Below are 17,928 nucleotides of genomic sequence, written 5' to 3' on the forward strand. Positions count from 1 at the left end.
GGGCTCAGGAAAACGCCGCTTCGAGCGCGATTTCCACCATGTCGCCAAAGCTGGTCTCGCGCTGATCGGAAGGGAGCGCCTCACCGGTAAGCAGATGATCTGACACCGTCAGCACGGCGAGCGCGCGACGACCGTAACGCGCGGCGAGTGTATAGAGTTCCGCCGCTTCCATTTCGACGCCCAGGATCCCGTGGCGCACCATCTGTTCGTTCAGGTCGGGCCGTTCGTCATAGAACACATCGGACGAATAGATTCCGCCCACATGAATTCTGGTATCCCGCCGCTCGGCGGCGCCGACGGCAGCCCGCAGCAGCGACCAGTCTGCGCAGGGGGCATAGGACAATTCCTTGAAGATGCCGCGCGACGGTGTGGTCAGCGTACTTGCGGTCATCGCCAGGATGATGTCCCGCACGGCGACCTGTTCCTGCATTCCGCCACAGGACCCGATGCGGATCAGCGTCTTGGCATCATAATCGCGAATCAATTCGTTCGCGTAGATCGAGAGCGATGGCATTCCCATGCCGCTTCCCTGGATGGTAACACGTTTACCGTTCCAAAGGCCGGTAAACCCCAACATGCCACGCACTTCGTTCACGAGTTCCACGTCGTTCAGAAAGGTTTCTGCGGCCCATTTTGCGCGATAGGGATCGCCCGGGAGCAAAACGGTATCCGCGATTTGCCCGGGTTTTGCGCCAATATGAATTGTCATGTCGGGGTTTGCCTGACTTAGATTTCCAGTTCCGCGATGTCCTTGCCGTTTGCCAGGGCATCGTGAATCCATTGTGGCTTGCGGCCTCTGCCGGACCAGGTTTGCGCCGGATCATCGGGATTGCGGTATTTCGCAGCAGCTTTCGAGCCTTTGGCCGACTTTCGCGTGACTTGGTCACCCGACAATTCGCTCAGTGCAAAGCCGTATTCGGCAGCGGCTCTTTCTGCGGCTTCCAAGGCTTCTTTGCGCTCGCGTTTCTCGGCGCTGGTAATCGCTTTCTCGACGTCCTTGCTCAGTTTCTTCAGTTCTTTTCGCGACATCGAGGTAAGGTCAATCGTCATAAGTTTCTCCCATTAACCAAATGTGACGCGTATTTGCGTCACAGCCTGCAACACTAAAGCTCTTGGCGACGCATTTCAGCGTCAATTTTTAAACCAGAACAAATTTATTTTAAGAAATAACAAATTTATTCTATTCCGCAGCCATTTCCGCAGGGTCAACGAGCGTCACAATATCCGTCATGATTGTGTTCAACTCGAAATCCTTTGGCGTGTATACCTTGGAAACTCCCATCTGTTGCAAGCGTTGCGAATCTTCGTCGGGTATGATTCCGCCCACGATCACGGGAATGTGTGACAGACCGGCGGCCTGCATTCTGTTCATTACCTCCTCGACCAGCGGGATATGGCTTCCGGACAGAATCGACAAACCGACAACATGGGCGTTGCTGTCCTTGACCGAGGCGACGATTTCCTCCGGGGTCAGACGAATGCCATCGTAGGAAATATCCATGCCGCAATCGCGGGCACGAAACGCGATCTGTTCGGCGCCATTGGAGTGACCGTCCAGACCGGGTTTGCCGACAAGGAATTTGAGGCGACGGCCCAGCTTGTCGCTGACCGCGTTCACCGCCTCGCGAATTTCGTCAAGTCCTTCGGTCTTGTTCGACGGCGAACCCGAAACACCGGTCGGGCCGCGATAGGTGCCAAAGACCTGGCGCATCTGTTCGGCCCATTCACCTGTCGTGGCACCGGCCCTGGCGGCGGCGATCGAGGATTCCATCACGTTTGCGCCGCTGGCTGCCGCCTCTCTCAGGGCGGTCAGTGCAGCAGCGACCTCGGCTTCATCCCGTCCGGCCCGCCATGCGGCAAGCCGGCTGATCTGGTCCTGTTCGACTGCCGGATCGACGATCATGATGCCGCCGTCTTCGCTCATCAGGGGCGAGGGTTCGGTGGTGGTGAACTTGTTCACGCCGACAACCGTGGTTTCTCCTGCTTCGATCCGGTTCAGACGCTCGGCATTGGAGTCGACGAGCCGGGATTTCATGTATTCGATCGAGGAAATCGCACCCCCCATGCTGTCGAGGTTGGCGAGTTCTGCCCGGGCACCGGTCTTGAGCTCTTCGACCTTGGCCTCGACGACCGGATTCTGATCAAAGAGGTCGCCATATTCCAGCAGGTCGGTCTCGAAGGCGAGAATTTGTTGCATCCGCATCGACCACTGTTGATCCCACGGACGGGGAAGGCCGAGCGCCTCGTTCCAGGCGGGCAGTTGCACGGCGCGTGCCCGTGCATTTTTGGACAGTGTCACGGCCAGCATCTCGATCAGGATGCGATAGACATTGTTCTCCGGTTGCTGTTCGGTCAGGCCGAGCGAATTCACCTGAACACCATAGCGGAACCGTCGCATTTTGGCGTCGGTCACACCGTAGCGTTCTTCGCAGATTTCGTCCCAAAGATCGACAAAGGCCCGCATCTTGCACATTTCGGTGACAAAGCGGATGCCGGCGTTCACAAAAAACGAGATTCGTCCGACCAGTGCCGGAAAATCAGCTTCCGGGACTCTCGGCCGCAGTTCGTCCAGCACCGCTATGGCGGTGGCCAGCGCAAAGGCCAGTTCCTGCTCGGGCGTCGCGCCGGCCTCTTGCAGGTGATAGGAACAGACGTTCATCGGGTTCCATTTCGGAACGTTCGCATAGCAATATTCCGCCACGTCGGCGATCATCTTGAGCGATGGTTTGGGCGGACAGACATACGTGCCCCGGCTCAGATACTCCTTGATCAGGTCATTCTGGACCGTGCCTTGCAACTTGCTGATATCCGCGCCCTGCTCTTCGGCGACGGCAATATATAGTGCCAGCAGCCACGGGGCCGTGGCGTTGATCGTCATCGAGGTGTTCATCTGCTCCAGAGGGATCTGGTCGAAGAGTGCGCGCATGTCGCCAAGGTGGCAGACCGGCACGCCGACTTTTCCGACTTCGCCACGTGCAAGCGTATGGTCGCTGTCATATCCTGTCTGGGTTGGCAGATCGAAGGCCACAGAGAGTCCGGTCTGACCTTTGGCGAGGTTGCTGCGATACAGGGCGTTGCTGGCCTGTGCCGTGGAGTGGCCGGCATATGTGCGGATGAGCCAGGGGCGGTCTTTTTGCGTCATGTCGGACCTCGATGTTTCGCGGCGCAATTTTCTTGCGTATTCGATTTCTAAACAGAAATTTTCGACCGTTGTCAATTCGCTGCGTTGCGGCACGTGCGTTCAATCCGCCGTGGGGCGCTGCATTCGGGTGCTCGAGCGAAAATTCATCATGTGGCCCAGGAACCCGATGTCCTGCGTGTCGATTTCCACAAAGCCCTCTCGTTGACGTCGATGACGTCAAGCCGGACCGCAGAAAGGTCCCGTGCGCGCGCCATGTCGCAGATCGCGTTCAGCGGCGCCGTCCCGACGCCTCTGCGGCCAGCTTGCGGCCGTGCGGATGGAAGCCGGGTGTTGTTGTCGTCTGATCGGATAGGTGCTTGTTGGTCATGAAAGATATATTTACCTCACGGCTGCGGCTTGCAAGGATCGGTCATGACTACTCGCGTTGAACTTCCGCTCTGGCTGCTGCTCCTGATCCTAGGTTTTGCGGCGGTCGCAGCGTTGGACAAGGTGATGCTTCCCTCCGTGCGCTGGTTTTTCCGGCGCAGGCTCGAGCGCGTGGTTGCACGCCTGAACGAACGGTTGGAGCGTCCGATCCAGCCGTTCAAGCTGGCCCGGCGTCATGACATGATCCAGCGGTTGATCTATGATCCGCAAGTCAGCCAGGCGGTCGCAGACCATGCCAGGGCGCAGGGCATTCCCGAGAGCGTCGCCTTTCAAGAGGCCAGCCGGTATGCGCGCGAAATCGTGCCTTCGTTTTCGGCATCCGCCTATTTCGGATTTGCGATTCGCGCCGCGCGGTGGCTGTCGAACGCGCTGTACCGTGTCCGGTTGGGGTATCATGACGAGGCCGGTCTCAAGCGGATCGACCCCGACGCAACGGTGGTTTTTGTCATGAACCATCGCAGCAATATGGATTACGTGCTTGTCACCTATCTGGCGGCTGAGCGGTCGGCGTTGTCCTATGCGGTGGGCGAGTGGGCGCAGGTCTGGCCCCTGAGCGGGCTTATCCGTGCCATGGGCGCATATTTCATTCGGCGGAAATCGCGGAACGAGCTCTATCGCAAGGTTCTCGCACGCTATGTCCGGCTCGCGACCGATGCCGGTGTCACGCAGGCGATGTTTCCCGAGGGCGGGCTGAGTCTGTCGGGCGCGCTGATGCCGCCCAAATTGGGTTTGCTGAAATACATTGTCGATGATTTCGATCCGGAGGGGCGGGATGTGGTGTTCGTGCCGGTTGCGCTCAACTATGACCGAGTCCTCGAAGACCGCATCCTGATCGCGGCGGCAAATGATCCCAAGAGGCGCTTTAATGCCAGAATCGGTGTGGTTGCGGGTAAATCATTCAAGCAATTGTGGCTGCGCATGACGGGGCGCTATCATCGCTTTGGCTATGCAGCCGTCAGTTTTGGCAAACCGCTGTCACTCAGATCTTTGCGCAACGAGGTCACCGGCGATCTGACGGTCCCCCTCGCGCGTCAGCTCATCGCCAAGATCGGCGCGATCGTACCGATGTTGCCGGTGCCGGTTGTCGCATGGTTGATGTTGGAGCGCGGGCCGATGACGCGGGCGGATGTGGAAGTTGCGTTTGGATCAATCCTGAGAAACTATCCCGACGCGCATGTTCATCTGCCCCGCGACAGTCGCGATTACGGTGCCGAGGTCGGCTTGCGCAATCTGGTCGAGCGCAAGATCCTTCGGCTTGAGGGGGATCGTTATCATGTGGAACCGGATCAGATGGCGTTGGTCAGGTATTACGCCAACTCCATCCGCCATCTCATGGAAAAGGACGCACCGGTTTCTGCGGTAGCAAAGGGAGATGCTGCAACTGCGGGGTCATAAAGTTACAAAAAAGGTCTAATTGTTGTTGCAATATTTCGTAGTGCTTTCTATTCCGTTCTGACATACATGATTCTGCATTGCGGCAAACAATAAGACAGGAGGCCAGCATGGCTCTGGACACCAACAGCGACATTGCCCCCTACGAGGCGCCTGAAAAGGATCTTTATGAGGTCGGTGAAATCCCGCCCATGGGATATGTGCCCAAGAAGATGTATGCATGGGCCATCCGCAAGGAACGTCATGGCGAACCCGATAGCGCCATGTTGCAAGAGGTGCTGGATGTACCCGAACTTGACAGTCAGGATGTCCTCGTTCTGGTGATGGCTGCCGGTGTGAACTACAATGGCGTCTGGGCGGCGCTTGGCAAACCGATCAGTCCGTTTGACGGCCACAAGCAGCCCTATCACATCGCCGGCTCCGACGCGTCGGGTATCGTCTGGGCGGTAGGTGACAAGGTCAAGCGCTGGAAAGTCGGCGATGAGGTGGTGATCCACTGCAACCAGGATGATGGCGACGACGAAGAGTGCAATGGCGGCGATCCGATGTATTCGCCCAGCCAGCGCATCTGGGGTTACGAGACGCCCGACGGCTCGTTCAGCCAGTTCACGCGTGTGCAGGCGCAGCAGCTGATGCCGCGCCCCAAGCATCTGACCTGGGAAGAGGCCGCGTGTTACACGCTGACGCTCGCCACCGCCTACCGGATGTTGTTCGGTCACCATCCGCATGAATTGAAGCCGGGCCAGAATGTTCTGGTTTGGGGCGCCTCCGGGGGGCTCGGTTCATATGCGATCCAGTTGATCAACACCGCCGGCGCAAACGCGATCGGCGTGATCTCCGACGAGGACAAGCGCGATTTCGTGATGGGCCTGGGTGCAAAGGGCGTCATCAACCGCAAGGACTTCAAGTGCTGGGGGCAATTGCCGACGGTCAACACGCCCGAATACGCGGAGTGGTTCAAGGAGGCCCGCAAATTCGGGGCTGCGATCTGGGAGATCACCGGCAAGGGCAACAACGTCGATATCGTTTTCGAACACCCCGGCGAGGCGACGTTCCCGGTATCGACCTTTGTCTGCAAGAAGGGCGGAATGGTCGTGATCTGCGCCGGGACGACGGGTTTCAACCTGACATTCGACGTGCGCTATCTGTGGATGCACCAAAAGCGCATCCAGGGCAGCCATTTTGCCCATCTCAAGCAGGCAAGTGCGGCGAACAAGCTGATGCTCGAACGACGGCTGGACCCGTGCATGTCCGAAGTGTTCGACTGGAACGACCTGCCCAAGGCGCATATGAAGATGATGCGCAACGAGCACAAGCCGGGCAACATGTCCGTGCTGGTTCAGTCACCGGTGACGGGCCTGCGCACGCTTGAGGAAGTTCTGGACGCGGGCAAGTAAAACTCGGCGTCTTCAATTCGAGAACAGTAACACCCGCGAATCGCCCTTTGGTGACGCGGGTGTTTTGCATTCTGAATCCGGGTATTTGAAAACAGGCCCTTGGAAAAATCGCCCTCGCTATTTTTGGGGGGTCGAAAGCGGCGAATTTCCTAACAAACGTGCAAATGGTAGTCTTGTGTTAATTGTTCGTTAACCACTGCGGAGCGACCCTGATGACGCACAACGACTGGATACTGGACGTATTGGCAGACCTCAAATCATTTGCTTCGGCCAATGGTCTGGGAGCGCTTGCGGAGCAATTGGATGACACCACGCTTATTGCCGCTGCCGAGATTTCGTCCCGAAAAGAAGAGGCGCGTTCGGTACTAAATGGTGAACCGAGTCAATCTGGATCAGGTGCTGGAGGAATTGGACGCCACCAGCGAGCTTGAAGAACTTCAGGGAATAATCGAAGCCTTGCGCGACGCGTTTCTTGTCGATCACATGGTGTATCACTGGGTCGACGGCGCGGGGGATCAATACGGCTGCGGAACATATTCGGACGAGTGGAGGGCGCGATGGATCGCGCAGAACTACCAGCGCGTAGATCCGGTCGTCGTCGGATGTTTCCAGCGGTTTCACCCGGTCGATTGGAAAAGGCTCGACTGGTCGAGCAAGGCCGCCCGTCAATTCATGATCGAAGCTCAGGAATACGGCGTGGGCAACCAGGGGTTCTCGATCCCCATCCGCGGCCCGAACGGGCAATTCGCACTGTTTTCGGTCAGTCACAGCTGCGATGACGCGACCTGGGAGAAATTTACAGAGGAGAACAGCCGCGACCTGATCCTGATCGCTCATTTCTTCAACAGGAAGGCATTGGAATTCGAACCCGACCGGCAACCGGAAAGCTCCAGAGCGCTGTCCCCGCGCGAAGTGGATGCGATGACATTGCTGGCAATGGGATACAGCAGGGCGCAGACGGCAGAGACGCTCTCGATCTCTGAACACACGTTGCGCGTCTACATTGAAAGTGCCCGTTTCAAGCTCGGCGCGCTCAACACCACTCATGCGGTTGCCCGTGCCATGAGCCGTGGCCTGATCGTGGTCTGAACGGAAGGAACTCCGCGATGACCTGACGTTAACCAATGTTGTCGTAAGGCTGAAGACGCAGGACGACAAGGGGACACGATCATGCTGCGCTACATCTATGCAAATGACCTTCACAACTATCCAAAGTTGCGCCGGACAATGTTTCGCGATCGCGCGGACCAGTTCAAAACGCGCCTCGGCTGGGACGTAGACGTTGATGAAAACGGCTATGAAACGGACAGTTACGACCGGCTGAATCCGCTCTATGTCATCTGGGAGCAACCTGATGGCTGCCACGGCGGATCGATGCGGTTTCTGCCGACGACCGGTCCGGTCATGGTCAACGATGTATTCGGCGACCTTGTCGGCGCCAACACGATTTCCAGCCCGATGATCTGGGAATGCACACGGTTTTGCCTGTCGCGCAGCGCGGGCAGCAACGTTGCCGCCGCGCTGATGCTCGGCGGAGGCGAGATCATGAACGGCTTTGGCATCAGGCACTTTGTCGGAGTGTTCGATGCGCGCATGGTGCGCATCTATCGCCTGATCGGCTCGTCGCCCGAAGTACTGGGCAGCACCGGGGAAGGCCGGAACCGGATCAGCGTCGGCCTCTGGGAATTTTCAGACACGGCCAAGGCGCAGATCGCCCGCAAATCAGGAATTTCCGAGGAATTGTCACGCCTTTGGTTCAACCGGGCGTTCAGACCGGCGCAGCAGCGGCAACTGGCGCTCTCTGCCTGAGCCAAATCGAAATCGCTCACTGGTGAAGCCATTGTCGCGCCTGTAGTGTCGCGATCATGACAGCATCGAACTTCACCTATTCTGACGATCAGGCCCTGGCCCACGACCGCGTTGCCGAACTGCTGCGCGGGGCGGGCATCGATATCGACAACGGCACGACGATGCCACCGCGCGACGATGGCGTCGGTGTGATGGCGCTTGTGGGCAAGGCGGGATCGGGCAAGACACTGCTTCTGGCGGAACTTTACAAGGAACTGGAACGTGCCGGGGTCGAGGTGGTGTCCGGCGATTACGAGAGCCGGCGTAGCAAGAGCAGGCGAACACTCGCCATTCTGGCCCCCACCAACAAGGCGGCGAGCGTCCTGCGGTTGCGGGGCGTGCCGGCAACGACCATCCACCGTATCCTGTATTCACCGGTCTATGATCCCGAGTACGAGCGTATCGCCGAATGGTTGGCCAACGACGGTGAACGCCCCGAGATCGAGGGGCTGACCGACCTGGCGCTGGATCGCGCGGCAGCGTTCTATGCCGGCAACAAGTCGATTCCGGGGGCTTTGGCGGCGGCGGGGCTGCGCGGTTCGGATTTCATCACCGGGTGGAAACGGCGCGAGGATCCGCTCGATATCGGATTTGTCGACGAATCGTCGATGCTGGACGACCGGCAATTCGAGGACCTCAAGGATATCTTTCCAACGCTTGTGTTGTTCGGCGACCCGGCGCAGTTGGCTCCGGTCAACCAGTCCGGCGGCATGGTATTTGACGGGTTGCCCGACACGCGCAAGCTGAGCCTGCATCGCGTTCATCGACAGGATGCGGATAACCCGATACTCGACCTTGCGCATGCGCTTGCCGATCCGCAGCTCGACTTCCAGGGTTTCGAGACGATGGTCGAGGACACGGCTCGCCGCGATGAGCGCGTGGTCTGGGGACAGCGGGTCGAGGTCGATCTGATGGCCCGAAGTCCGGTCCTTGTCTGGCGCAATGCAACGCGGATCCGGCTCATCAACGCATTTCGCACCGTCCACGGCGCACCCGAAGATGCGCTTCTGGAAGGCGAGCCGCTGATTTGCGACGGGATCGAGCTTCCATCCAAGCATCGCAAGCGCCGGCTCGACCTCGAAGCGCGCGGGCTGATCAAGGGGGCGCAGGTCGTCTATCTGGGACCGGGCAAGAAACCCGGTTTCTCGCGCCTGCATGTGATGGGGGCCGAGGATCCACAGGTGAGCGCCGCGTCGATCGTCAAGATCGAGAAACCGGACGAGGAAGAGCCGTTCATTCCCTTTGCCGCCGGCATGGGGGCGGCGTTTCTGCACGGCGCGGCCGTTACCATCCACAAGGCGCAAGGCTCGCAGTGGGACACGGTGCAGGTGTTTGCGCCCGACCTGTTCGTTGCGGCCCGCATGGGGCGGATCGAAGCCGGACAACCGCTGTGGAAACGGCTTGCCTATGTGGCGATCACGCGGGCGCAGGAACGGTTGATCTGGGTTGTGCGCAACCGCCTGTCCAAGCCCACCCATGCGCTCCGCGTGGATGACCTGCGCGGCGCGCCTGTCGCTCCGCTGACCCTGCAGGTGGAAGAGACATGAAGCCCATCGCAATCACCGGTGCCGGGAGGGCGTCGTTTAACTCTAGCCGCGCAGCAGGCGGAATGCGGTGGATGCACCCCAGCCAGCGGCGATGGCAATTGCCAGCGACAGCAGGCCATACCAGAAAGGCTGTTGTCGCGAGAGGACGAACAGCCAGCGTTCCAATCCCACCTTCTGAACCGCGATGGTGGTCTCGTAGCTCGATACCACCTGTCCGTCACGGGTCAGAAAGATGCGGGTGACATAATCGCCCTCTGTCAGGTTCGAGGGCATGTCGATTGCGGTTCTGAACAGGGTCTGCTGGTCCAGCGCAACGCCGTTTTCAAGCGTCTGATAGAGATCCGCTTCACGGCGGATACGGATCACCGCATCGGTGAACAGCGCGGAGTTGGCGATATTGTCGGGGGCGCCGACCGACCGGATGGCGCGATCGATGGAAACCTTGTGGCGCAAGTCTTCGGTTTCGCTCAGCACTTGCGAGAAAGGCGCGGTGGTGGCGACGGCGTAAAAGCTTGGCGCGCGATCCACCTCGACCGCATCGGTGTTGACCCAGATGCCGAACCTTCGCGACTTGCGGCGCACGGTGACCGGCTCGGAGGGGCCGGTGATGGTGATGACCACCTCAAGCGGCGAACCTTCGAGAATGGGTGTTTCCCGTTTGACGGCGCCAAAGAGCAGGATTTCGGACCCGTCAAAGCTGGTGGTGATGGCAACCTTGTCCTGGCTGAGACCCAGCACGACCTCTTCCGCCAGGCTGGCCAGCGGTATCAGAATGAACAGGATGGACCACAGGAACCGCATGATCAGTCTCCGCCGACCGGTGCGAGGGAATAGAGTTCGCCCGGTTGCAGCAAAAGTTCGAGCGCCAGTTTTCCGCAGACCGCCAGCACCATGAGCGCCAGCAGGATGCGCAACTGCTCGGCCTTCATCCGCAGGCCGATCTGGGTACCGAGCTGCGCCCCGATGACGCCGCCGATCAGCAGCAGCAGCGCCAGCATCACATCCACCGTATAGTTGGTGGTGGCGTGCAGCATGGTGGTAAAGGCGGTGACGAAGATGATCTGGAACAGCGAGGTTCCGACAACCACCTTGGTCGGCATGCCGAGGATATAGATCATCGCAGGCACCATGATAAAGCCGCCGCCGACCCCCATGATCGCGGCGAGCACACCCACGGCGAGCCCCACACCGAGTGGCGGGATGACGGAAATATAGAGCCCCGAGGTGCGAAACCGCATCTTGAACGGCAAGGCGTGAACCCAGGTTCTCTGGCGGCGGACAAAGGGTGGCTTGCCGCCCGCCTTGCGGCTCTTGCGAATGGCGTTCAGGCTCTCGATGAACATCAGCGCCCCGATGATGCCAAGGAAAACCACATAGCAGAGGTTTACCAGCAGATCGACCTGACCGATGCTCTTGAGATAGTTGAAGACCCCGATCCCCAGACCGGCCCCAAGCAGGCCGCCCGCAAGCAGGACGGTGCCCATCTTGAGGTCGACGGTGCGCCGCCGGAAATGCGCCAGCACGCCGGAAATCGAGGAGGCGACGATCTGATTGGCGCCGGTGGCGACCGCCACCGCAGGAGGGATCCCGATAAAGAACAGAAGCGGGGTCAGGATGAAACCGCCGCCCACGCCGAACATGCCCGAGAGAATGCCGACCAGCCCACCAAGACCGAGCACCAGAAAGATGTTCACGGAAACTTCGGCGATGGGGAGATATACCTGCATGATATGTGTTAGCTCTGTCCGTCGTGAAAATGCAACCGCCATGCTGCTTTGCAGCACGAGAAATTAATAGCCCGCGGTCCTGACCTATCTTTCCTTGACATAGGGTTCACCCCCCGCCCTTGGTGGGATCGCCTTGCCGACGAAACCGGCGAGTATGACGACCGTCAGGATATAGGGCAGGGCATCCATCACCTGTACCGGAATCACCAGACCGCCCAGATCGATATTCTGATAGCGCAGCGCGATGGCCTGAAGGAATCCGAACAGCAGGCAGGCCCACATCGCATGCCACGGTCGCCATTTGGCAAAGATCAGCGCCGCGAGTGCGATGAACCCGCGCCCGGCTGTCATATCCTTGACAAAGCCGGCCTGCAGCGCAGTGGCAAGATAGGCCCCCGCGATCCCGCAAAGGACGCCGCAGATGGCAACGGCCGCATAGCGCAGCCCGACGACCGAGACCCCGGCCGTGTCCACGGCGGCGGGGTTTTCTCCGACAGCCCGCAGGCGCAGGCCGAACCGCGTGCGGTACAGCACCCACCAGGTCGCGGGGACGGCGAGAAAGGCAAGATAGACGAGAATCGAGTGGCCCGACAGCAATTCGGAATAGATCGGTCCCAGGATGGGCACCGCCGCGACGCGATCGGCAAAGGGCAGCGTGATCGGCTCGAAACGTGCTCCTCCCATCAGGGACGGGGTCCGGCCGCCCTGACCGAACCAGTCCTGCGCAATCAGCACCGTCAACCCCGCCGCAAGGAAATTGATCGCGACGCCCGAGATAAGCTGGTTGCCGCGAAAGGTGATCGACGCGAGCCCGTGCAGCGCCGCCAGCGCCAGAGATGCCGCAATGCCGGCAGCAAGCCCCAGCCAGACCGACCCCGACACTGCCGCAACCGCCGCCGAAAAGAACGCTGCCGCCAGCATCTTGCCTTCGAGGCCGATGTCAAAGACGCCGGCACGTTCCGAAAACAGACCGGCGAGGCACGCCAGCAACAGGGGCGTGCCCAGGCGGACGGTGCTGTCGAGAATCTGGATGATCGTCAGAAAATCCATCAGCCATTCCCCCCGCGCAAACGAAGAAACAGACGTTCAAGCGGCATGCGCACCATATTGTCCAGCGCCCCGGTAAACAGGATCACCAGCGCCTGAATGACCACGATCAGTTCGCGTGGTATGTCAGTCCACAGGGCCAGTTCCGCACCGCCCTGATAGAGAAACCCGAAGAGGATCGCCGCGAGGAACACGCCAAACGGATGGCTGCGCCCCATCAAGGCGACGGCAATACCGATGAACCCGGCACCCTCGGTCGCGTTCAGGACCAGCCGCTCGGCCTCGCCCATCACGTTGTTTATGGCCATAAGGCCCGCCAGCGCCCCCGAGATCAGCATGGCGATCATGGTGATGCGAAACGGTGAAATTCCGGCATAGCGCGCGCCGGTCTCGGAATGTCCATAAGCGCGGATTTCATAACCCAGCCGTGTTCGCCAGATCAGCAGCCACACCACGACGCAGGCCGCCAGCGCGACAAAGAACGTGATATTCGCAGGTGCGCCGCGAAACAGGGCGCTGTCCGCCGTCGAGAACATGTCCTGAAAGGACGGAAGATGCACCGCTTCGGGAAAGCGCGCGGTGGCCGGGTCCATCGCGCCCTTGGGGCGCAGGACCATCACCAGCATGTAATTGAGCACCGCGGCGGCGATAAAGTTGAACATGATCGTCGTGATCACGATATGGCTGCCCCGACGTGCCTGAAGATAGGCCGGGATCGCGGCCCAGGCTGCGCCAAAGAGCGCGGCGGCCAGCGACGCGAAGATCAGCGCCAGCGTCCAATGGGGCCAGGGAACGTAGAGACATGCGAGCGCCACGCCCAACCCGCCCAGCATCGCCTGGCCTTCGCCGCCGATGTTGAACAGCCTTGCGTGAAAGGCGACCGACACGGCCAGCCCCGTGAACATGAAATTGGTGGCGTAGTAGAGCGTATAGCCCCAGCCATAGGTTGACCCCAGCGCGCCCTTGATCATCAGGGTGACGGCGGCGACCGGGTCCTCTCCGATGCCGACGATCACCAGCGCCGACAGGATCGCCGCCAGCGCCAGCGAGATCAGTGGGATCAGGACCACATCGGCCCATCTTGGCATCACCTCCATGTCACGCCGCCTCCCCGGATACGCCGGCCATCAACAGGCCAAGCTCCTTTTCATCGGTTTCACCCGGCAGGCGCTCGCCCATGATGTGACCGTCAAACATCACCGCGATCCGGTCCGAAAGCGAGAAGATCTCTTCCAGTTCCACCGACACCAGCAGGATGGCCTTGCCCTGATCGCGCAGCGCCACGATCTGTTTGTGGATGAATTCGATCGCGCCGATATCGACGCCCCGCGTCGGTTGACCGATCAGCAAAAGATCGGGGTTGCGCTCGATCTCGCGGGCCACGACGATCTTTTGCTGGTTGCCGCCGCTGAAATTCTTGGCCGCAAGCCATGGATCTGGGGGGCGCACGTCAAAGCGCTCCATCTTGCCCTCTGTGTCGCGGTGCAGCGCGGCGTTGTCCATCAACATGCCGTTGCGATAGATGTCGTCTCGGTGATAGCCGAAAGCGACATTCTCCCAGGCATAAAACTCCATGATGAGCCCTTCGCGCTGCCGGTCCTCGGGCACATGCGCGATGTGTCGCTGGCGGCGGGCCTGTCCGTCACAGCCCTGACCAGACAGCGACAGGGGCGCGCTGCTGACGCGGACGGTTCCGCGCCCCTCTCGCATTCCGCCCAGCACTTCCAGCAATTCGGACTGACCGTTGCCCGCAACGCCCGCAATGCCGAGGATCTCTCCGGCGCGCACGGTCAGGTCGATCCCCTTGAGCCGTTCCACGCCCTTGTCATCGACCACGCTGAGCTTCTCGATTTCCAGGACCGGCGCGCCGGGCTTTGCCGGTGCCTTGTCGACACGCAACAGGACCTTGCGCCCGACCATCAGTTCCGCGAGCTGCTCCGGGCTGGTTTCCGATGTGCGGACGGTGGCGGTCATTTCGCCGCGCCGCATCACGCTGACGGTATCGGTTGCGTTCATGATCTCGCGCAGCTTGTGGGTGATCAGGATGATCGTCTTGCCCTCGTCACGCAGCCGATGAAGGATGCGGAACAGCTGATCGGCTTCGGCGGGCGTCAGAACGCCCGTCGGCTCATCCAGGATCAGGATTTCGGCCTGCCGATACAGCGCCTTGAGGATCTCGACACGCTGCTGCTTGCCCACGCCGATATCCTCGATGCGCGCATCCGGATCCACGTTGAGCCCGTATTCCTGTTCAAGTTCGACCAGCACCTTGCGCGCCTTGGCCAATGACGGAGTCAGCATGACGCCGTCCTCGGCCCCCAGCACGATGTTCTCCAGCACCGTAAAGTTCTGCACCAGTTTGAAATGCTGGAATACCATGCCGATCCCTGCGGCGATGGCCGCCTGGCTGTCGGGGATCTGCGTCTGCTTGCCGGATATGAAGATCTCGCCTTTGTCGGCCTTGTAAAAGCCGTAGAGAATGCTCATCAGCGTGGATTTTCCCGCGCCGTTCTCGCCGATGATACCGTGGATCGTGCCTGGCATCACGCGAATGGAAATGTCCTTGTTGGCCTGTACGGGCCCAAACGCCTTGGAAATTCCGCGCAGTTCAATTGCCGGAGCAGGGGCGGCAGTGCCCTGCCGCCCCGGTTCGCGATGCGCCGCCATGCTCAGAAGCTCAGGGCGGGGCAGCTGTCGTTTTCGTAATAACTGACCACGTTGATCTCGCCGTCGATGATTTTCTGCCGCGCGTCGTCAACGGCGGCTTTCATCTCGTCGGTGACCAGTTCGGCGTTGTTTTCATCCAGCGCGTATCCGACACCGTTTTCGGCCAGTCCCATGGTGAACACGCCGGTTTCGACGTTTTCACCGGCCTTCATCGCCTCATAGACGGCGACGTCAACCCGCTTGAGCATCGAGGTCAGCACCTTGCCCGGGTGCAGATGGTTCTGGTTGCTGTCCACACCGATCGACAGCACGCCTTCGTCGGCTGCGGTTTGCAGCACGCCGACACCGGTGCCGCCCGCGGCGGCATAGATCACGTCGGCTCCCTGGCTGATCTGCGCCTTGGTCAGTTCGCTGCCCTTGACCGGGTCATTCCACGCCGCCGGGGTGGTACCGGTCATGTTGGCCACGATCTTGATGTCCGGATTCACCGCCTTGGCACCCTGCGCATAGCCGCATCCGAAATGGCGGATCAGCGGCACATCCATCCCGCCGATATAACCGATGGTGCCGGTCTTGCTTGCCATCGCCGCCATCATCCCGACAAGGTAGGACCCCTCGTGTTCGGCAAAGCTGACCTGGCGCAGGTTTTCGACGTCAAGCCAGCTCACATCGACCACGACAAATTTCGTGTCCGGATAATCGGGGGCCACGGTGCTCAGCGGATCGGCCATGGCAAATCCCATCGTGATGACCGGGTTGGCACCGGCCTCGGCGAAGCGGCGCAGCGCCTGCTCACGCTGGGCGTCGGACTGAAGTTCGATTTCAAGAAAGGATTCACCGGTTTCCTCGGCCCAGCGGGTGGCGCCGTTGAACGCCGCTTCGTTGAAGGATTTGTCGAACTTGCCGCCCAGGTCGAAAATCAGCGCCGGCTCGGCCAGTGCCGCGCCTGCGGTCAGGGCGAGCGTGGCAGCGGCCCCCATCAGGGATTTCATAAGGGTCATGTGGGATCTCCCGGTTTTTAAATTTTGAGGCCATCAGATCAAACCCTGCCGGCCCAGGTTCTTGTGTCGTAGAGTGCCTGTCACAAATTAGGCCGCAGGCGTGACACCGGGTCAACCGTTTTCCTGAGTCCGCCGGCGGATTGGGCGGCTTAACCTTGGGACAGGTTGCATGTCATCAGCAGCGCGTCACATGCCCCGGCGTCAGGACGCGGGTAGTAACCCGTGCGCCGCCCGCTCTGGACATAGCCGCAGCCCTCATAGAGCGCGCACGCGGGTGCATTGTCGGCTGCAACCTCAAGAACGGCATATGTCGCGCCAAGCTCCTGCGCCCGCTCGTGCCAGCGCGACATGCAGGCCCTTGCACGCCCCTGCCGGCGCGCCTCGGGATGGGTCGCAATGGTCAGCAACTCCGCCTCGTCCGCGATGACACGAAACAGGGCGAAACAGTCGCGGTCACCTTCCACATGGCAGAAGCGCTGCTCAAGCAGGGCAGCGAATTCCTCCGCGCTCCACGGGCGGGCCTGTGTGAACGCGGCGGCGTGTGTTGCGGCCATGTCGCCGGGAGAGATCAATCCAGCAACACCGGCGGCACGTCGCTGGACGGAGCCGCGTCCGCCGCGCGGGCGTAAAGCGGGGCAGGGGGCGCGATCGTGGTTTGCCAATTGGCAGCGGTGATCCACGCGATGGCTTCGGCGAGCCTCTTGGGACTGCTTTGGGCATCAAGGGCTTTGCCCGCAATCCTTTCCGCCTCGGTGCGTGGCATGAGGCGCGGCACCGAACAGGAATCGGTGGGATTGCAGAGATAGACCTGATCGCGCGGCGCGGGGATCGCCACGACGCTGTTCGGTGCCAGCCATCCGCGTGCCTGACAGCCGTTTACACCGACCGCCGGAATGCCAAGTCCGAGCGCAAGCCCGCGCGCGGCAGAGACCGCGATACGAATGCCGGTGAAATTACCGGGACCGACGCCGACGCCGATGGCGGTCAGATCGGCCCAGCTGACACCGCCATCCGCCAGCACCTCGTGCAGCAGCGGCATCAGCCGTTCCGCCTGTCCGCGCTGCATCGGCTCCAGCCGGGTCACGGTGATCCGCCCGCCCGACAGCAATGCGGCCGCGCAATGCGCGGCCGACGTATCGAATGCCAGAAATGTCCGGTCAGACGGCAACCGGACGGACCTCGGTCACTTCGGGGATATAGTGGCGCAACAGGTTCTCGATGCCCATCTTCAGGGTCAGTGTCGAGGACGGGCATCCGGCGCAGGCCCCTTGCATGTGCAGATAGACAACGCCGCGATCAAAGCCGTGAAAGGTGATGTCGCCGCCATCCTGCGCAACCGCCGGACGCACCCGACTGTCCAGCAGATCCTTGATCTGGTTGACGATCTCGGCGTCTTCGCCGCTGTGTTCGGCATGGCCCGAGGCCGCCTGTCCACCATCGTCGATCACCGGCTGGCCGGACTGGAAATGCTCCATCACCGCGCCAAGAATCGCCGGCTTCACGTGATCCCACTCGACGCCGTCCTCCTTGGTGACGGTCACGAAGTCATTGCCAAAGAATACGCCGGTCACACCCTGCACCGCAAAAATGCGCTGTGCGAGCGGGGATTTCCCGGCACTTTCAGCAGACGGAAAATCAGCCGTTCCAGCGTCCAGGACGGTCTGACCCGGCAGGAATTTCAACGTGGCGGGGTTCGGGGTGGATTCGGTCTGGATGAACATGGCGTGGCTCCGG

General features: G+C 60.7%; 18 protein-coding genes. 6 read left to right on the forward strand and 12 right to left on the reverse strand.

Annotated elements, in window-relative coordinates:
• Positions 1 to 4: 4 nt before the first annotated feature.
• From deoD to AB9K34_RS17760, 3 genes are all read right to left on the reverse strand, one after another.
• On the reverse strand, positions 5 to 709 hold the full coding sequence (gene deoD / locus AB9K34_RS17750; protein WP_369955762.1) for a purine-nucleoside phosphorylase: 705 nt from the start codon (positions 707 to 709) through the stop codon (positions 5 to 7).
• Positions 710 to 726: 17 nt separating this feature from the next.
• Positions 727 to 1,050: an H-NS family nucleoid-associated regulatory protein gene (locus tag AB9K34_RS17755; RefSeq protein WP_369955763.1), complete on the reverse strand. Its 324-nt coding sequence runs from the start codon at positions 1,048 to 1,050 to the stop codon at positions 727 to 729.
• A 130-nt stretch (positions 1,051 to 1,180) separates the two neighbouring features.
• Entirely contained in the window at positions 1,181 to 3,142 is a 1,962-nt protein-coding gene (locus AB9K34_RS17760) for a methylmalonyl-CoA mutase family protein (RefSeq protein ID WP_369955764.1), read from the reverse strand.
• A gap of 411 nt (positions 3,143 to 3,553) precedes the next feature.
• Here AB9K34_RS17760 and AB9K34_RS17765 point away from each other — a divergent pair, with 411 nt between their 5' ends.
• The 6 genes from AB9K34_RS17765 (at position 3,554) to AB9K34_RS17790 (ending at position 9,752) form a co-directional block, all read left to right on the forward strand.
• Complete coding sequence (locus tag AB9K34_RS17765; RefSeq protein ID WP_369955765.1) at positions 3,554 to 4,963, forward strand: 1-acyl-sn-glycerol-3-phosphate acyltransferase; 1,410 nt, start codon at positions 3,554 to 3,556, stop codon at positions 4,961 to 4,963.
• A gap of 107 nt (positions 4,964 to 5,070) precedes the next feature.
• Complete coding sequence (ccrA, locus tag AB9K34_RS17770; RefSeq protein WP_369955766.1) at positions 5,071 to 6,357, forward strand: crotonyl-CoA carboxylase/reductase; 1,287 nt, start codon at positions 5,071 to 5,073, stop codon at positions 6,355 to 6,357.
• Positions 6,358 to 6,569: 212 nt separating this feature from the next.
• On the forward strand, positions 6,570 to 6,788 hold the full coding sequence (locus tag AB9K34_RS17775; RefSeq protein WP_369955767.1) for a hypothetical protein: 219 nt from the start codon (positions 6,570 to 6,572) through the stop codon (positions 6,786 to 6,788).
• Entirely contained in the window at positions 6,727 to 7,446 is a 720-nt protein-coding gene (locus AB9K34_RS17780; protein WP_369955768.1) for an autoinducer binding domain-containing protein, read from the forward strand. The genes AB9K34_RS17775 and AB9K34_RS17780 overlap by 62 nt, the downstream gene beginning before the upstream one ends.
• 81 nt (positions 7,447 to 7,527) lie before the next feature.
• On the forward strand, positions 7,528 to 8,166 hold the full coding sequence (locus tag AB9K34_RS17785) for an acyl-homoserine-lactone synthase (RefSeq protein WP_369955769.1): 639 nt from the start codon (positions 7,528 to 7,530) through the stop codon (positions 8,164 to 8,166).
• A gap of 56 nt (positions 8,167 to 8,222) precedes the next feature.
• Positions 8,223 to 9,752, forward strand: coding sequence for an ATP-dependent RecD-like DNA helicase (locus tag AB9K34_RS17790; RefSeq protein ID WP_369955770.1), 1,530 nt, complete (start codon positions 8,223 to 8,225; stop codon positions 9,750 to 9,752).
• 42 nt (positions 9,753 to 9,794) lie between these two features.
• Here AB9K34_RS17790 and AB9K34_RS17795 read toward each other — a convergent pair whose 3' ends face one another.
• The 9 genes from AB9K34_RS17795 to AB9K34_RS17835 all read right to left on the reverse strand — a co-directional run bounded on the left by AB9K34_RS17795 (position 9,795) and on the right by AB9K34_RS17835 (position 17,915).
• Entirely contained in the window at positions 9,795 to 10,553 is a 759-nt protein-coding gene (locus tag AB9K34_RS17795) for a TIGR02186 family protein (protein ID WP_369955771.1), read from the reverse strand.
• Between the two features lie 2 nt (positions 10,554 to 10,555).
• A complete protein-coding gene (locus AB9K34_RS17800) occupies positions 10,556 to 11,479 on the reverse strand; it encodes a sulfite exporter TauE/SafE family protein (RefSeq protein ID WP_369955772.1) in 924 nt (307 codons plus the stop codon).
• 84 nt (positions 11,480 to 11,563) lie between these two features.
• On the reverse strand, positions 11,564 to 12,529 hold the full coding sequence (locus AB9K34_RS17805; protein ID WP_369955773.1) for an ABC transporter permease: 966 nt from the start codon (positions 12,527 to 12,529) through the stop codon (positions 11,564 to 11,566).
• Positions 12,529 to 13,623, reverse strand: a complete 1,095-nt coding sequence (locus AB9K34_RS17810; RefSeq protein ID WP_369955774.1) for an ABC transporter permease — start codon at positions 13,621 to 13,623, stop codon at positions 12,529 to 12,531. The genes AB9K34_RS17805 and AB9K34_RS17810 overlap by 1 nt, the downstream gene beginning before the upstream one ends.
• A 1-nt stretch (position 13,624) precedes the next feature.
• Positions 13,625 to 15,193, reverse strand: a complete 1,569-nt coding sequence (locus AB9K34_RS17815) for an ABC transporter ATP-binding protein (RefSeq protein ID WP_369955775.1) — start codon at positions 15,191 to 15,193, stop codon at positions 13,625 to 13,627.
• Positions 15,194 to 15,195: 2 nt separating this feature from the next.
• A complete protein-coding gene (locus AB9K34_RS17820) occupies positions 15,196 to 16,194 on the reverse strand; it encodes a BMP family protein (RefSeq protein WP_369955776.1) in 999 nt (332 codons plus the stop codon).
• Positions 16,195 to 16,343: 149 nt separating this feature from the next.
• Positions 16,344 to 16,748, reverse strand: a complete 405-nt coding sequence (locus AB9K34_RS17825; RefSeq protein WP_369955777.1) for a GNAT family N-acetyltransferase — start codon at positions 16,746 to 16,748, stop codon at positions 16,344 to 16,346.
• A gap of 14 nt (positions 16,749 to 16,762) precedes the next feature.
• On the reverse strand, positions 16,763 to 17,362 hold the full coding sequence (tsaB, locus tag AB9K34_RS17830) for a tRNA (adenosine(37)-N6)-threonylcarbamoyltransferase complex dimerization subunit type 1 TsaB (protein WP_369955778.1): 600 nt from the start codon (positions 17,360 to 17,362) through the stop codon (positions 16,763 to 16,765).
• Complete coding sequence (locus tag AB9K34_RS17835; RefSeq protein WP_369955779.1) at positions 17,352 to 17,915, reverse strand: NifU family protein; 564 nt, start codon at positions 17,913 to 17,915, stop codon at positions 17,352 to 17,354. The genes tsaB and AB9K34_RS17835 overlap by 11 nt, the downstream gene beginning before the upstream one ends.
• Positions 17,916 to 17,928: the final 13 nt, after the last annotated feature.

The organism is Sedimentitalea sp. XS_ASV28 (genome assembly GCF_041224545.1).
In the GTDB taxonomy this organism is placed as follows: domain Bacteria; phylum Pseudomonadota; class Alphaproteobacteria; order Rhodobacterales; family Rhodobacteraceae; genus Sedimentitalea.

Coding starts and splice junctions, on each gene's coding strand:
- AB9K34_RS17785 (WP_369955769.1), top strand. CDS start 7,528: ATGCTGCGCTACATCTATGCAAATGACCTTCACAACTATCCAAAGTTG.
- AB9K34_RS17755 (WP_369955763.1), bottom strand. CDS start 1,050: ATGACGATTGACCTTACCTCGATGTCGCGAAAAGAACTGAAGAAACTG.
- deoD (WP_369955762.1), bottom strand. CDS start 709: ATGACAATTCATATTGGCGCAAAACCCGGGCAAATCGCGGATACCGTT.
- AB9K34_RS17810 (WP_369955774.1), bottom strand. CDS start 13,623: ATGGAGGTGATGCCAAGATGGGCCGATGTGGTCCTGATCCCACTGATC.
- AB9K34_RS17795 (WP_369955771.1), bottom strand. CDS start 10,553: ATGCGGTTCCTGTGGTCCATCCTGTTCATTCTGATACCGCTGGCCAGC.
- AB9K34_RS17835 (WP_369955779.1), bottom strand. CDS start 17,915: ATGTTCATCCAGACCGAATCCACCCCGAACCCCGCCACGTTGAAATTC.
- AB9K34_RS17825 (WP_369955777.1), bottom strand. CDS start 16,748: ATGGCCGCAACACACGCCGCCGCGTTCACACAGGCCCGCCCGTGGAGC.
- AB9K34_RS17790 (WP_369955770.1), top strand. CDS start 8,223: ATGACAGCATCGAACTTCACCTATTCTGACGATCAGGCCCTGGCCCAC.
- AB9K34_RS17815 (WP_369955775.1), bottom strand. CDS start 15,193: ATGGCGGCGCATCGCGAACCGGGGCGGCAGGGCACTGCCGCCCCTGCT.
- AB9K34_RS17800 (WP_369955772.1), bottom strand. CDS start 11,479: ATGCAGGTATATCTCCCCATCGCCGAAGTTTCCGTGAACATCTTTCTG.
- AB9K34_RS17765 (WP_369955765.1), top strand. CDS start 3,554: ATGACTACTCGCGTTGAACTTCCGCTCTGGCTGCTGCTCCTGATCCTA.
- AB9K34_RS17780 (WP_369955768.1), top strand. CDS start 6,727: ATGGTGAACCGAGTCAATCTGGATCAGGTGCTGGAGGAATTGGACGCC.
- AB9K34_RS17820 (WP_369955776.1), bottom strand. CDS start 16,194: ATGACCCTTATGAAATCCCTGATGGGGGCCGCTGCCACGCTCGCCCTG.
- AB9K34_RS17760 (WP_369955764.1), bottom strand. CDS start 3,142: ATGACGCAAAAAGACCGCCCCTGGCTCATCCGCACATATGCCGGCCAC.
- ccrA (WP_369955766.1), top strand. CDS start 5,071: ATGGCTCTGGACACCAACAGCGACATTGCCCCCTACGAGGCGCCTGAA.
- AB9K34_RS17805 (WP_369955773.1), bottom strand. CDS start 12,529: ATGGATTTTCTGACGATCATCCAGATTCTCGACAGCACCGTCCGCCTG.
- AB9K34_RS17775 (WP_369955767.1), top strand. CDS start 6,570: ATGACGCACAACGACTGGATACTGGACGTATTGGCAGACCTCAAATCA.